Annotated in this window: 15 protein-coding genes; 9 read left to right on the forward strand and 6 right to left on the reverse strand. The window is 28.3% G+C overall.

What is annotated here, in order from left to right; genetic code table 11:
* Positions 1–111 precede the first annotated feature (111 nt).
* From ACIJYA_RS06255 to speB, 3 genes are read left to right on the forward strand one after another with little or no spacing between them, the layout of a single operon-like run.
* The gene (locus ACIJYA_RS06255) at positions 112–1,296 is read left to right on the forward strand and encodes a type III PLP-dependent enzyme (RefSeq protein WP_435088103.1); all 1,185 of its coding nucleotides are present in this window, start codon (positions 112–114) and stop codon (positions 1,294–1,296) included.
* Positions 1,296–2,339, forward strand: coding sequence for a 1,9-bis(guanidino)-5-aza-nonane synthase (locus tag ACIJYA_RS06260; RefSeq protein ID WP_435088105.1), 1,044 nt, complete (start codon positions 1,296–1,298; stop codon positions 2,337–2,339). Before ACIJYA_RS06255 ends, ACIJYA_RS06260 begins: the two co-directional genes overlap by 1 nt.
* Positions 2,340–2,341: 2 nt before the next feature.
* Positions 2,342–3,217: an agmatinase gene (gene speB, locus ACIJYA_RS06265; protein WP_435088107.1), complete on the forward strand. Its 876-nt coding sequence runs from the start codon at positions 2,342–2,344 to the stop codon at positions 3,215–3,217.
* Between the two features lie 2 nt (positions 3,218–3,219).
* Here speB and ACIJYA_RS06270 read toward each other — a convergent pair whose 3' ends face one another.
* Genes ACIJYA_RS06270 through ACIJYA_RS06285 form a run of 4 tightly spaced genes read right to left on the reverse strand, consistent with a single transcriptional unit; the run spans position 3,220 to position 6,746 of the window.
* A complete protein-coding gene (locus ACIJYA_RS06270; RefSeq protein ID WP_435088109.1) occupies positions 3,220–3,768 on the reverse strand; it encodes a queuosine precursor transporter in 549 nt (182 codons plus the stop codon).
* Positions 3,768–4,079 carry a 50S ribosomal protein L28 gene (gene rpmB / locus ACIJYA_RS06275; protein WP_435088111.1) on the reverse strand — a complete coding sequence of 104 codons (312 nt, stop codon included), beginning with the start codon at positions 4,077–4,079 and terminating at the stop codon, positions 3,768–3,770. Before rpmB ends, ACIJYA_RS06270 begins: the two co-directional genes overlap by 1 nt.
* Before the next feature lie 52 nt (positions 4,080–4,131).
* Positions 4,132–5,184, reverse strand: coding sequence for a quinone-dependent dihydroorotate dehydrogenase (locus ACIJYA_RS06280; protein ID WP_435088113.1), 1,053 nt, complete (start codon positions 5,182–5,184; stop codon positions 4,132–4,134).
* Positions 5,184–6,746 carry a lysine--tRNA ligase gene (locus tag ACIJYA_RS06285; RefSeq protein ID WP_435088114.1) on the reverse strand — a complete coding sequence of 521 codons (1,563 nt, stop codon included), beginning with the start codon at positions 6,744–6,746 and terminating at the stop codon, positions 5,184–5,186. Before ACIJYA_RS06285 ends, ACIJYA_RS06280 begins: the two co-directional genes overlap by 1 nt.
* A gap of 88 nt (positions 6,747–6,834) precedes the next feature.
* On the opposite strand from ACIJYA_RS06285, the gene ACIJYA_RS06290 reads away from it, so the two are divergent.
* Genes ACIJYA_RS06290 through ACIJYA_RS06300 form a run of 3 tightly spaced genes read left to right on the forward strand, consistent with a single transcriptional unit; the run spans position 6,835 to position 10,389 of the window.
* Positions 6,835–8,274, forward strand: coding sequence for a TrkH family potassium uptake protein (locus tag ACIJYA_RS06290; protein WP_435088116.1), 1,440 nt, complete (start codon positions 6,835–6,837; stop codon positions 8,272–8,274).
* Positions 8,275–8,276: 2 nt separating this feature from the next.
* Positions 8,277–9,653, forward strand: a complete 1,377-nt coding sequence (locus ACIJYA_RS06295; RefSeq protein WP_435088118.1) for an AmpG family muropeptide MFS transporter — start codon at positions 8,277–8,279, stop codon at positions 9,651–9,653.
* The gene (locus ACIJYA_RS06300; protein WP_435088120.1) at positions 9,643–10,389 is read left to right on the forward strand and encodes an NlpC/P60 family protein; all 747 of its coding nucleotides are present in this window, start codon (positions 9,643–9,645) and stop codon (positions 10,387–10,389) included. Before ACIJYA_RS06295 ends, ACIJYA_RS06300 begins: the two co-directional genes overlap by 11 nt.
* Here ACIJYA_RS06300 and ACIJYA_RS06305 read toward each other — a convergent pair.
* Both ACIJYA_RS06305 and hisC read right to left on the reverse strand, forming a co-directional pair.
* Positions 10,386–11,282 carry a prephenate dehydrogenase gene (locus ACIJYA_RS06305; protein ID WP_435088121.1) on the reverse strand — a complete coding sequence of 299 codons (897 nt, stop codon included), beginning with the start codon at positions 11,280–11,282 and terminating at the stop codon, positions 10,386–10,388. The genes ACIJYA_RS06300 and ACIJYA_RS06305 overlap by 4 nt on opposite strands.
* Before the next feature lies 1 nt (position 11,283).
* Complete coding sequence (hisC, locus tag ACIJYA_RS06310) at positions 11,284–12,366, reverse strand: histidinol-phosphate transaminase (protein WP_435088122.1); 1,083 nt, start codon at positions 12,364–12,366, stop codon at positions 11,284–11,286.
* Positions 12,367–12,557: 191 nt separating this feature from the next.
* On the opposite strand from hisC, the gene metX reads away from it, so the two are divergent.
* From metX to gloB, 3 genes are read left to right on the forward strand one after another with little or no spacing between them, the layout of a single operon-like run.
* A complete protein-coding gene (metX, locus tag ACIJYA_RS06315) occupies positions 12,558–13,676 on the forward strand; it encodes a homoserine O-acetyltransferase MetX (protein ID WP_435088124.1) in 1,119 nt (372 codons plus the stop codon).
* 2 nt (positions 13,677–13,678) lie between these two features.
* A complete protein-coding gene (gene metW / locus ACIJYA_RS06320) occupies positions 13,679–14,275 on the forward strand; it encodes a methionine biosynthesis protein MetW (protein WP_435088126.1) in 597 nt (198 codons plus the stop codon).
* A gap of 1 nt (position 14,276) precedes the next feature.
* Positions 14,277–14,996 (forward strand): hydroxyacylglutathione hydrolase, encoded by a 720-nt coding sequence (gene gloB / locus ACIJYA_RS06325; protein ID WP_435088128.1) that lies wholly within the window; start codon positions 14,277–14,279, stop codon positions 14,994–14,996.
* Positions 14,997–15,051 lie beyond the last annotated feature (55 nt).

Here is a 15,051-nt window from a genome sequence, read left to right on the forward strand (position 1 = left end):
CCTATTATTTACTTTACATTATTAATCTATGGGCTTAATAGGAGGAAATTTTAAAGTTTTTTAGTAATAAAAAGCTTTTTTTTATTAAATTTTTTTTTGGAGGCATTTTATATGCAAAAATTTAAATCAGTTGAACAAATAACAAGTCAACTGAAACCTGAAAAACCGATATATTGTATCAGAAAGAATTCTATTCGTTCTGCAGTAAATTTTTTCAATAAAAATTTTCCTGGCAAAATTCTTTATGCAGTTAAGACCAATCCACATCCTGTCGTAATTCAATCAATCATAGATAGTGGTGTAGAACAATTTGATGTTGCTTCTATAGAGGAAATTAAAAGTATTAGAATGTTTAGCCAAACAGCAAAATGTTCATACATGCATACTGTAAAAAGTAAAGAAAGTATTAAAGAAGCTTATTTTAACCATGGAGTAAAAACATTCTCACTAGATACAAAGGATGAATTAATAAAGATTATTAAAAGCACAAATGGTGCCAAAGATTTAGAATTATTTGTTAGAGTTGCAGTTTCTAATGAGCATGCTGAAATAGATTTATCCAAAAAATTTGGTGCTTTAAATTCAGAAGCAGCAGGATTATTAAGACTAGTAAAACAACATGCAAAAAAAATTGGTTTAAGCTTTCACGTTGGTTCACAATGTATGCATCCTATTTCATACTCTAAAGGCATTAATGAAATTGGAAATATAATTAAAAAAACAAAAATTTTACCTGATTATATTAATGTTGGAGGGGGATTCCCAACAATTTATCCAGACTTAGTGCCTCAATCTATGGATAGTTATTTTAATGAAATTAAAAAAGGTTTAGAAAATTTAAAACTTGAGAAAATGCCTGAAATTATTTGTGAACCTGGAAGAGCTTTAGTTGCAGAAAGTGGTTCCACAATTGTCAGAGTAAATTTAAGAAAAAAACAAAAACTTTACATAAATGATGGTACGTATGGAACTCTGTTTGATGCAGGAACTCCAAATATAGTGTTTCCATCTAAAATGATTAAAGAAAATTCTAATAAGATAATATCAAAAAAATTAACAGCTTTTGATTTTTTTGGACCAACGTGTGATAGCATGGATTATATGAAAGGACCTTTTCTTCTTCCAAATAATATAAAGGAAAATGATTATATTGAGCTTGGCCAACTTGGTGCTTATGGTTTAACATTTAGAACTCAATTTAATGGTTATTACTCTGATGAAATATTTGAAGTTGAAGATAAACCAATCATGACAATGTATGACAAAGATATTAACAAAGCTACTTTGGTTGCTTAATGTCTGATCAAAAAAACCCAGGTCATAATAGTAAAAAAGACTTCTTAAAAAACCCTGTAGAACACATTGATATAACTTCGTTCGACTCTCGAAAAATAATCTCTTCAATGGAAAAAATGTCCTTTGTTTCAAGGGAAACCGCTAATGCTGCCACCATTTACAATGATATGTTGAAAGATAAAAATTGTACAATATTTCTAACTTTGGCTGGATCAACATCAGCTGCTGGGTGTATGAATATTTATAAAGATCTTGTGAAATACAATATGGTTGATGCTATTGTTGCAACTGGAGCTTCTATTGTAGACATGGATTTTTTTGAAGCACTTGGATTCAAACATTATCAAGGTTCTCAATTTCAAGATGATACTGAATTAAGAAATAATTATATAGATAGAATATATGACACGTATATTGATGAAGAAGAGCTTCAAATGTGTGATAAAATTATTTGTGAAATAGCTGATACATTGGAACCAAGAAGTTACACGTCACGAGAATTTATTTATGAAATGGGAAAATATTTAAAGAAGAATTCTAAAAAGAAAGACTCTTTAATCGAAACAGCTTTTGATAACAATGTGCCAATATTTTGTCCAGCTTTCACGGATTCAAGTGCAGGTTTTGGTTTAGTGATTCATCAAGAAAAAAATCCAAAACAACACATGACTATAGACTCTGTAAGAGAATTCAGAGAGTTAACAGAAATAAAGATTAAATCTAAAGGTTCGGGTCTATTCATGATTGGTGGAGGTGTACCAAAAAATTTTATTCAAGATACAGTAATTTGTGCTGAACTATTAGGTAAAGAAGTTGACATGCATAAATATGCTGTACAAATAACTGTTGCTGATAGTAGAGATGGTGCTTGCAGTAGCTCAACATTAAAAGAAGCAAGTTCTTGGGGAAAAGTTGATATTACAAAAGAACAAATGGTATTTGCAGAGGCAACAAGTGTATTACCTTTGATTGCAAGTGATGCTTATCATAAGGGTGAGTGGAAAAATAGAGATAGAAAAAACTTTACAAAAATTTTTGAATAAAATTGAAATATCTTTCAAATAAAAATGGATTTCTAGGAATTGACAATAAAGTCAATTTTAAAGAAAAAGTTGTAATAGTTCCTTTTGGTCTTGAAAAAACAGTGAGTTATGGTGGGGGAACAAAAAATGGTCCAAAAGAAATAATAAAAGCATCTCACCAAGTTGAACTTTATGACGAAGAATTGAATTGTGAGCCCCATAAAAAGATAGGTATTAAAACTTTAAAGCCATTTAAAATTGATAAAGATATCAAAAAAGCACTTAGTAAAATGTCTAAAATTAATGAGGAAATTTTAGATAAAAAACTTTTTCCAATGACTTTTGGTGGTGAACATTCTATCACACCTGGTTGTATTGCTCCTTTTGCAAAAAAATATAAGGATATTTGTCTACTACACTTTGATGCTCATGCGGACTTGCGTGAAAGCTATAATGGAGAAAAGTTCTCCCATGCCTCAGCTATAAAAAGATGTTTGGACTACCCAAACATTTCTCTAATTTCTTTTGGTATTAGAAATATATCAGAAAGTGAGATTCCTTTTTTAAAAAAAAATTCATCAAGAATTAACATATTTTGGGCAAAAGATAAAAATAAATGGAATCTTAATAAATTTAAGAAATTAATTAAGAACAAAACAGTTTATCTAACTTTTGATGTAGATGGATTAGACTCAAGTATCATGCCAGCAACAGGAACTCCTGAACCAGGTGGATTGTTATGGGATGAAACTTTAAATATTATTCGAATTGCAGCAAAAAATTCAAAAATTGTTGGTGCAGATATTAATGAATTATCACCAATAAAAGGCTTTAACTCATATAACTTTCTTGTAGCAAAACTAGCTTACAAAATTTTATCTTATAAATTTTTATATTAATTTTAGACAGGCTTACTGATCTTAAGTAAAATTTTAAATGGTACCAACATTACCAGAGATACAAATAGTTTTACTGCTAAATCACCCAATGATAATGTTATCCAAGGCACACCTGTTGCATAGAATGAAATCGAAAAAAATAAAAAAGTATCAACTGTAGATCCAATTACAGATGAAGTTAAAGGGGCTATAAACCACTCTTTTTTTCTTAGACGGTCAAAAATCTGAATATCTAATAGTTGAGCTGTTAGAAAAGCTATTCCAGATCCAATAGCTATTCTAATAGAAATTAAATCAGCAAAATTTGTTGAAAATATAAGAGTAAAAATAATTCCAATAAAAAATCCAAAATATACAATTTTTCTTGCAACAAATTTACCATAAAATCTATTGGCTAAATCTGTAATCAAAAAAGCTACTGGATAACTAAAAGCTCCATAAGTGAGAATCTCACTTAAACCATAATAATTAATTGGAAATTGAACTAGATAATTTGAGGATAAAACAACTACTCCCATCAAAATTGACAGGGTAATAAAAAGTTTGCTCATTAAGCAGTTTTAGCTATGGGCTTTTTCTTAAATGGAGATTTTATTAAAATACTTTTTTTTAGTTTTTTTAATCTTGGAGACAGATTTTTGTTTTTAACTGCCTTGAGAAATTCATCAAAGCTACCTTTTTTATCAACAGATCTAACACCAGAATTGCTTACTGTTAACTTTAGACTTCTCTTTAATAATTCACTTGTGAATTTTACTTTTTTTAAATTTGGCAAAAATCTTCTCTTGGTCTTGTTGTTAGCATGACTAACGTTGTGACCTTTCATGGGGATTTTTCCAGTTAATTCACATTTTTTTGACATAATAATAGTGCCTATATAAGGGGAGATATGGAAAGCGTCAAGTTTAATAGATTTAAGATAGAGTTTTATTTCCTACAATTTCAGTATAATTTTTAACTCCATCTCTAATTAATAATTCTTTTAGGTCTTTTTTTATAATTCCTGCAATATTTGGACCTTTAAAAACCATCCCTGTATATAACTGCACATAGTCTGCGCCAGCTGCTAACTTGTCATAAGCCGCCTTACCAGAATCAATCCCACCAACACCAATAATTTTTATTTTTCCTTTTAATAATTTATAAAATCTATTTATTAGAATGTTAGATTTTTCTTCAATTGGTTTTCCTGACAAGCCCCCTTTTTGATGTCCTTGTATATCACTCAGTTTATCCCTTGTAGCTTCTGATGTGTTTGAAATGATGATTGCTTTTATTTCACATTCTAAAAGAATTTCAGAAATTAAGTTAATTTGATTTTCATCTATATCTGGTGAAATTTTAACAGCAATAGGAATATTTGATTTTAAATTTTTTTTTTCTGTCATAATAGACTTGAGTAAATCTTTTAATTTATTACCTTCGTGAAATGTTCTTAAATTTTCAGTGTTTGGTGATGAAATATTGATTGTTATATAATCAGCTTCATCATAGAAAGTTTTTAATCCTATTAAATAATCATTCAATCTATCGTTAGAGTCTTTATTGGGTCCAATGTTAATACCAAGTAAGCCCACTTTGTTATTACGTTTAATGCGCTCTTTAACAATTTCAGCACCATGATTATTAAAGCCTAGTCTATTAATTAATGCTTCATCTTTTACCAATCTAAATACTCTAGGTTTAGGATTTCCATATTGTTTCAAAGGAGTAATCGTTCCAACCTCTACAAATCCAAAACCTAATTTAAATAATGAGTTGTATACTTCTGCATTTTTATCAAAACCAGCTGCCATTCCAATTGGATTATCTAAATCTTTGTCGAAAATTTTTGTTTGAAAAATAGGATCATTTTTACTTTCATCAAATACATTAGGAATTAAATTAAATTTTAACGATTTTATTGCTAACGTATGTGCTTTTTCAGGATCTACTTTAAATATCAGCGGTCTTAATTTAGAAAACATTATTTTAATTTATTCATTAACAACTCGGTAGTTTCTTTTACACCAAAAAAACTTATAAAAAATCCCATTCGAGGTCCATTTTCATCACCAAAAACTACCTCATATATTAATTTGAACCAATCTCTCAAGTTATCTGCATAACCATTTTCTTTTCCGGTAGAATAAATCAAAGTTTGAATATCTTCTGGAGACATTTCATCTGTACATTTTTTTAGAGTTTTCACTAATGCTTCAAGAGCTAGTTTTTCTGATTCATTTGGTGATTTATAATTTTTCTGAGCTTTAATTACATCATTAAAATATTTAATTGCATAACCAACCAGGCCATCAAAAATTGAAAAATTTTTTTCAGAAATATCTGACTTATATTTTTTAACAAACTTCCATAACAAATCCTTGCTATCAGCATTACTTGTTTCAACTAAATTAAGTAACATTGAAAATGTCATAATCATTTCTTCTTTTGGAATATTACCATTATGTACGTGCCATACAGGATTCATTAATAACTGTAGCTCATTTTGTTTTTTAGATTTTTCAATACAATCTAAATACTCATCAACAGCTTTGGGCACTATTTCTTTATATAGCTTTTTTGCTCTTTTTGGATTTTGATACATGTACAAGGATAAACTTTCTGGTGATGCATATTCCAGCCACTGATCAATCGTTATCCCATTTCCTTTTGATTTAGAAATTTTTTCTCCTTTTTCATCTAAAAATAACTCATATGCAAAACCAGATGGATTTTTCTTACCTAATAAATTTATTATTTTTGTGGATAAAATTGCACTTTCAATCAAATCTTTTCCGTACATCTCAAAGTCTACATCTAATGCGTACCATCTCATTGCCCAATCAACTTTCCATTGTAATTTACAATTCCCGTCCAAGACACTTGTCTCTAATTTTTTACCTTTATTATCAAAAATAATATTTGATTTTTTTTTATCAATTTCGATAACAGGAATTTCTAAAACATGTCCAGTCTCAGGACAAATTGGTAAAAAGGGACTGTAAGTTTGTTGACGTTCCTTACCCAAAGTTGGAATAATAATATTCATAATTCCTTCATAATTTTCTAAAATTATTTTAAGTGTTGGATTGAAGAATCCACTTTTATAAAGTGATGTAGAACTTTGAAAATTGTAATTAAATTTAAAACTATCTAAAAATTTTTTTAACATTTTATTGTTATGTTCACCAAAACTTTCAAATTTTCCAAATGGATCAGGAACTTTAGTCAGCGGTTTATGAAGGTTATCTTTCAATAATTCTTGATTAGGCACATTGTCTGGCACCTTTCGTAAGCCATCCATATCATCTGAAAATGTTATTATTTCAGTTGGAAGATCTGATAGTTGCTTTAAAGCATTTACCATCATTGATGTTCTTGCAACCTCGCCAAATGTTCCAATATGTGGAAGACCACTAGGACCATAACCTGTTTGAAGAGTAATCTTACCTTTTTTTTCTATAAAGGACTTTCTTTCTCGAAGTAGTTTTTTTGCTTCTACAAAAGGCCAAGCACTAGTTTTATCTAAATTTTCTTTTTTAATCATGAATTTGCTTCTAAAAATCTTAAATCAGTGATTTTACTAATTCTTATAGAGTTGAAATTTATTTACCATAAAATAATGTTCTTTCAAAATGTCTAATTATAAAACTGTTTTTTTTACACTGGGAATTTTACAAATAATTCTTGGGGTGTCCATGTTCATACCCATTATTGCTCAATTTGCTTATTCTGAAATAGACTCTTCATTTTTTGGAGCATCAATTGTTACAATAATTTTTGGAACTTTATTTTTTTTAGCTAACTTAGATCATGATAAAAAATTAAATTTACAACAAGCTTTTTTGCTCACTGCACTTTCTTGGCTAAGTATCGCAATTTTTGGATCTTTGCCTTTTATATTTTCAACAATAGAATTATCCATCACTGATGCATTTTTTGAAAGTATGTCTGGGATAACAACTACCGGCTCAACAATTATTTCAAATCTAGAGTTTACACCAAAAGGAATTTTATTATGGAGAGCAATACTACAGTGGTTAGGTGGCATTGGTATCATTGTCATGGCTATTACTTTAATGCCAATAATGAACGTTGGTGGAATGCAATTGTTTAAAATTTCTAGCAATGACTCTGAAGAAAAAATACTTCCAAAATCTAAAGAGATAGCTCTGAGGTTAATCTATATATATTCAGGATTAACTTTAATGTGTGCTTTGACTTATAGGTTATTTGGAATGAGTAAATTTGACAGCATAACACATTCTATGACTACGATCGCAACAGGTGGTTTTTCAAATTACAATCAATCTATAGGTTTTTTCAATAGTATTCCAATTGAAATAGCATCAATGATATTCATTATTTTAGGAAGTATCCCATTTATTGCATACATCAAATTTATAAATGGAAACAAAAAAATTTTTTTAACAGACGTGCAAATTAAAACTTTTTTTAAAGTTATTGTTACTGCAATTGTATTATTGTCGACATATCTATTATTAGTTAATAATGAAAATTTTAATTTAAGGTCAGTTTTTTTTAATACTATTTCTATATTGACAGGAACTGGTTATGTAAATTCTGAGTATGATAGTTGGGGTGGTTTTCCAATAACTTTGTTTCTAGCACTTATGTTTATAGGTGGATGTGCTGGTTCAACTGCTTGTGGTATCAAAATTTTTAGAATTCAAATTCTGTATTTGTTTGTAGTAAATCAACTTAAAAAAATTATTTATCCAAAAGGTGTGTTTGTGATCAAATATGATCAGGGTTCAGTTGATAATAAATTTATTGCGTCAATAATTTCTTTTATTTATTTTTACTTTGTAATCTTCTTTTTACTTACAGCATTACTATCGTTAACTGGTCTCGATTTTATTACAGCAATTTCAGGAGCTGCTACATCAATTTCAAATGTTGGACCTGGATTGGGGCCTATAATAGGTCCTAATGGAGATTTTTCATCTTTACCTGATATTTCTAAGTGGATCTTAACAGTTGGTATGATTTTAGGTAGACTTGAACTATTTGCAATATTAGTATTATTTTTACCATCTTTTTGGAGAAGTTAAAAATGCTTGAAATTAAAAAACAATCTCTTTCAGAAACTTTTTCAGTTTATTTTGATAGAAGAATGTTGAGAATACTATTACTTGGAGCAATCTCTGGTTTTCCATGGGTTTTGATCGGTAGTAGTTTAAGTTTATGGCTCAAAGAGGAAGGCTTAAGTAGATCAACAATAGGATGGGCTGGATTAATATTTGGGGTATACGCATTTAATTATTTGTGGGCTCCTCTTATAGATAGACTACAAATTCCCTATCTTACAAAAAAACTTGGCCATAGACGGGGATGGATAGTATTAATGCAAACTGCAATTTTAATCTGTTTGGTTGGTTGGAGTTTGATAAATCCAACAGAAAATCTTGCTCTATTAATTACAATTGGTTTAATCATTGCAATTGCATCAGCAACTCAAGACATAACTGTAGATGCATTAAGAATTGAGCAGATTGGTGAAAATGAGGGTAAATCAATGGCTGCTGGAGCTGCAATGGCAGTGGTTGGTTGGTGGAGTGGATATAAATTAGGTGGTGTAATAGCTTTATTTACTGCGGAATACTTTCAAAATATTGGCATAACTAATTACTGGCAATCAACATTTTTAATTTTAGGGATTGTAGTAATTTTAATGAATATTGGATTGATGTTTGTTTATGAAACACATTCAAATACTAGAAAGGTTAATCAGAAAAAAACTGATGAGCTTATACAAAGTAAACTTGGATCACAAAATTTTATTACAAACATGATTTCATGGATAAGTGGAACTCTTGGAGGTCCTGTAATTAGTTTTTTCAAAAAAAATGGGTTTTCTATTGCAATAGGTATTTTAGGATTTGTGTTTTTATTTAAGATAGGTGAGGCATTTTTAGGTCGTATGTCGATTGTTTTTTATAAAGAAATTGGATTTTCTAAGGGTGATATTGCAATTTACTCTAAAACCTTGGGCTGGATAACGACAGTTATTTTTACATTATTAGGTGGTCTTTTTGTAATTAGATCAGGAGTTTTAAAAGCAATGTTTCTTGCAGGTATCCTGATGGCTGCAACTAATTTATTATTTACAGCACTCGCATGGAGTGGAAAATCAGAATTGTTATTTGCAATTGCAGTTATTTTTGATGATATAGCTGCAGCTTTTGCAACAGTTGCTTTTGTAGCTTTTATTTCATTGTTAGTAGACAGAACTTATACTGCAACTCAATATGCACTTCTTGCCTCGATTGGAACGGCAGGAAGAACTACACTTGCATCCTCATCTGGAGCATTAGTGGATTGGCTAAATGGAGACTGGGGTATATTCTTTATTTTAACTGCAATTATGGTTATCCCCTCATTGATTTGCTTATGGTTTATTAAAGATAAACTTAAACTTCGTGAAAAATAATTTTTTTTATAAGAGTCAATTCTCAAATATTTATAAAAAGGCTTCAAAGAATTCTGAAGTTACTTCTCAAATAATCTATGGAGAAAAATTTAAAATCTTATCTAAAAATAAAGAATGGATAAAAATAAGATCTTCATTTGATAATTACATAGGTTTCATCAAAAATGAAAAATATACAGACAAACATAAGCCAAGTCATAAAGTTTATAGTTTAAAAGCTAAAGTTTGGAGTACACAAAAAAAAATAACCAATGAATTTTTACCCTTTGGTTCAAAAATTTCGATAATTAGAGAAAGTAAAAATCTTGCAAAATTTGAAAAAAATAAATGGGTAAAAAAATATGATTTAAAGAAAATAGATCATAAAGAAAAAAATTTTACTAAAATATTTAAATTATTTTTAAAAACCAAATATATATGGGGTGGTAAAACTTTCAATGGAATTGATTGTTCAGCTTTATTGCAGCTATTTTATTATTATAATAACTCCTTTTATCCAAGAGATACAAAAGACCAAATCAAATATTCTAGAAAACAATTAAAAAGAAAAGTATTTAAAAAAGGTGATGTAATCTTTTGGAAAGGTCATGTTGCCATGTGCATTGATTCTAAACAATTAATTCACGCTTATGGTCCAGAAAAAAAAGTATTAATTATGCCAATAATAAAAACAATAGAGAGAATTGAAAGAACAGCTAGCCTGTCTATAAAAAAAATATCCTCTATAAAATATTAACTTCTTCCAAAATCAGGTTTGTTAACATCTTGTTTTAATTTAATAATTTTTGTTCTTACTTTTTTGGTTTGAATTAATTTTTTTAAAATTGATTTATTGTTTTTTGAATTAATATCTTTTTTAAAAGAATTTAAGTTTTTGATAAATAGATCAATAGCTTTTGAAATATTTTTCTTATTGTTAAAAAATATATCTCTCCACATAATTTCATTTGAGGCTGCTATTCTTGAAAAATCTCGTAACCCACCTGCACTATATTTAATCAAATCATAATTTTGTATTTTTTCAAAGTCTTGTGCTGATTTTACTAAATTGTATGCAATCAAGTGTGGAAGATGACTAGTTATAGAGAAAATTTTATCATGTTTTTCTGGACTCATAATAACTATTTTTGATCCAATCTTTTTCCAAAACTTATTCAATATATTTAAATGATTTTTCTTAGTATTTTTCTCTTTTATCAAAACACACCATTTATCCTCAAATATATCTTGCCTTCCATGCTCTGGGCCACTTACCTCGGATCCTGCTATTGGGTGACTTTGTGTCCAAGAAATATCTTTTCTTAAAAATTTTTTAATAATCTTTGATGACTTTATTTTTGACGAACCTATGTCAGTTATAATAGTTTTGGATAATAAACATTTATTCATTCTAAGAATAAGATTCTTATATTCATTCATTGGTGTACATAAAATAATCAGATCTGCTTTTACAACTCCATCCTCTAATTTTTTTATAATTATTCCCGGTAGTTTTAATTTTTTTATTTTTGTAATGTTGGATTTTGATTTCTCATAAATATAAATCTTGTTAGCCATCCTCTTTTTTTGAATTCTTCTCAGCAAAGATGATCCTAATAACCCACATCCAATAATTAAAACATTTTTCATATTAATTTAATATTTTTTTTGCAGCATTCATAAATGCTAAATTTTCATTTTTAGATCCAATAGTTAATCTTAATTTATTTTTAATGTGATAACCATCTTCTGTGGATCTTAAAATAATTCCTTTTATTTTTAGTCTTTCATAAAAATACTTTGCTGTATATTTACATTTTTCAAAATCTAAAAATAAAAAATTTGCAGAAATTGGATTTGAAAAAATTTCGTATCTTTCAAGAAAAGATTTTAATTTATTTGCATAATATAAGTTATGTTTTATTGAGCGTTTTATAAAATTTTGATCTTTAAGTGACTCCGTTGCTGCCATTTGTCCAATATGACTAACATTAAATGGGGGTTTTATAACATTTAATGCATTTATTATCTTTTTGGATCCATATCCCCACCCAACTCGTAAAGAAGCTAGTCCAAATATTTTAGAGAATGTTCTTAATACAAAAACATTGTCTTTGTTTTTAAACAAATCTAATCCTGATTTATAGTCAGAATTTTTCATATATTCTGCGTAAGCATCGTCTACCACCAATAAAATATTTTTATTTAATTTTTTTCTAAGATCTAGTAACTCTTTTTTTGTCAAATAAGTTCCAGTAGGATTATTAGGGTTAGCAAGGAAAACTATTTTTGTATTTTTTGTTACTTTTTTGAGTATCTCAACATTTGAAATTTTATAGTTAATTTCTTTTGCAAATTTAACTTTTGCATCAACAATATTTGCATAAATTCTGTACATTAGAAAACTGTATTCTGGAACTACAACTTCATCTTTTGGCTTTAAAAATAACTGACATATCATTTGAATAACTTCATCTGAACCTGCTCCACATATAATTTTATCTGGATCACATTTAAATTTTTTTGATATTTCTTTTCTTAAATTCTGAGATTTACCATCTGGATATCTCTCTAAATTTAACCCTTTATTAGATATTATCTTGGTTGCTTTAGAACTCATTCCCAAAGCTGATTCATTTGCTGATAATTTAATTATTTTTTTTAGTTTTTTAATTTTGGATTTACCAGGTTTGTAGGGCTCAATATTAAAATTTTTAAATTTTGGAGTAGTCATATTTTTAATTTATGAGTTCTTTATAGATAAAATTATAAAATTTTACATAGAATAAGACATTTTTTAAAAAAATTGACATAATAAATAACATCTAGTACAAAATTTATGCGCTGATTTAACTGAATTGCGAGCGCTTAAAAAAAACCGCTAAAATTGTTTTTTTTCTCTCAATTCAAATAATAGCATTTATTATGAATACGGAATTAAACTTAAAAACTCTAATAGTTAAAAAACCACTTAAACTTGACTGTGGGAAAACTATCAATGATTTTCCAATTGCATACGAAACCTATGGAACCTTAAATGAAAAAAGAGATAATGCTATTTTAGTTTTTCATGCACTTACAGGTGACCAATTTGTAACTGGCCTAAATCCAATTACAAATAAAGATGGCTGGTGGTCCTATGCTGTAGGTCCTGATAAGGCAATTGATACAAACAAATATTTTGTAATCTGCTCAAATGTGATTGGTGGATGCCTTGGCTCATTTGGTCCAAGTCACAAAGATCCAAATACACAAAAAGTTTTTGGTACTAATTTTCCTGTAATCACTATTAATGACATGGTAAATGCTCAGAATAATTTACTAGATCACTTTGGTATAGAAAAACTTTTTTCTATTGTGGGGGGATCAATGGGTGGAATGCAAGTTCTACAATTTATTAGTAATTTTCCAGATAAGGCTAAAACTGTAATTCCTATTGCGTGTACCTCAAGTCATTCAGCACAAAATATTGCGTTTAATGAACTTGGAAGACAAGCGATTGCTGCAGATAGTAATTGGAATGAAGGAGATTATAATTCCAAAGATACTATACCCAATAAAGGTTTGGCAGTTGCAAGAATGGCTGCTCATATCACATATCTTTCAAAAAAAGGCCTTCAAGAAAAATTTGGGAGAAAATTACAAGAAAGAGAAGATCTAAAATTTGGATTTGATGCTGATTTTCAAATTGAAAGTTACTTGAGATACCAAGGATCAGTTTTTGTAGATAGATTTGATGCAAATAGTTACCTTTATATTACAAGAGCTATGGATTACTTTGATTTAGCTAAACAATTTAACGGAAATTTATCAGATGCTTTTAAAGAAACTAAAGCTAAATTTTTCATAATATCTTTTACATCAGATTGGCTTTACCCTACTCAGGAAAATAAAGATATCGTAATTGCTTTAAACGCTATTGGTGCTGATGTTGGTTTTGTTGAAATCGAGTCAGATAAAGGACATGATTCTTTCTTACTTGATGTCCCAGACTTTCTAAGTGCTCTTAAAAATTTTTTAGATAAATCTTATACAGATAATTAATTATGAAAAATGAATTCCAAGTTATTGCTGATTTAATTGAAAAAGATAAAAAAGTTTTGGATGTTGGGTGTGCAGATGGCACTTTAATGAAATTTTTAAAAGATAATAAAAATATTAACATTAGAGGATTAGAAATCTCAAAAGATAAAGTTCAAAAATGTATAGCAAAAGGATTAACAGTAATTGAGGGAAATGCTGAGAAAGATTTAATCCAATTTCCTGATAAATCTTTTGATTATGTTGTTTTAAGTCAAACACTTCAGGCATTTTTAAATCCTGAACTAGTAATAAATGAATTATTAAGAGTTGGAAAAAAAGCAATAGTTACCATACCTAATTTTGGTTATTGGAAAATTAGACTTCATTTATTAATTAAAGGAACAATGCCTATAACTAAAACATTACCTGATGAATGGTATAACACTCCAAATTTACATATGTGTACAATTAAGGATTTTGTTCATTTTGTAAAATCTAGAAATTTTAAAATTTTCAAATCGATAGCTCTAAGTAATGAAAACGTATCATCAATTAATGATACTAATTTGGGTCTTAAAAATTTATTTGCTGATCTAGGTATATTTTTAATTGAAAAATAATATGAGAATAGAAATAATTCACTGCTTAAAAGATAATTACAGTTATTTAGTAATTGATGAGTCTAATAATACAGCATGTGTTATTGATCCAAGTGAGTCTAAACCAGTTATTAATTTTATTGAAAAAGAAAATATTACTCTAAAATATATTCTAAATACACATCATCATTTTGATCATATTGGAGGAAATATAGATCTAAAAAATAGATACAATTCAATTATAGTTGGCTATAAAGATGATGCTAATAGAATTCCAGAGATCCAAGTTTTACTTGAGGATGGTCAAATTTGGAAAGCTGATAACTTTGAGGCAAAAATTATTCATGTACCTGGTCATACGACAGGTCATATTAGTTTTCATTTTTTTAAAGAAAAACTAATCTTTACTGGTGACACACTATTTTCTCTTGGTTGTGGAAAAATTTTTGAAGGCACTTATCAAGAAATGTTTAACTCTTTAGGAAAAATAAAAAGGCTTCCTGAGGATACTAAAATTTATTGTGGACATGAATACACACTTCAAAATTCCAAGTTTTGTATCAAACATGAGCCTGAAAATATAAATTTACAAAACAAAATATCAAAAATTAATGAAAAGCTTAAAAATAACCTGCCCACTATCCCCTCTAGTGTCAAAGATGAAATAGAATGTAATATATTTTTAAGAGCAAAAAACGTTGAATCCTTTTCAAAATTGAGAGATTTAAAGGATAATTTCTAGTTAATTCAACTTGACTAAAACCTTGCTACAACTATATTGCGGTAACTTAAATTTA

Source organism: Candidatus Pelagibacter bacterium nBUS_29, from assembly GCF_051200905.1.
Lineage (GTDB): Bacteria > Pseudomonadota > Alphaproteobacteria > Pelagibacterales > Pelagibacteraceae > Pelagibacter.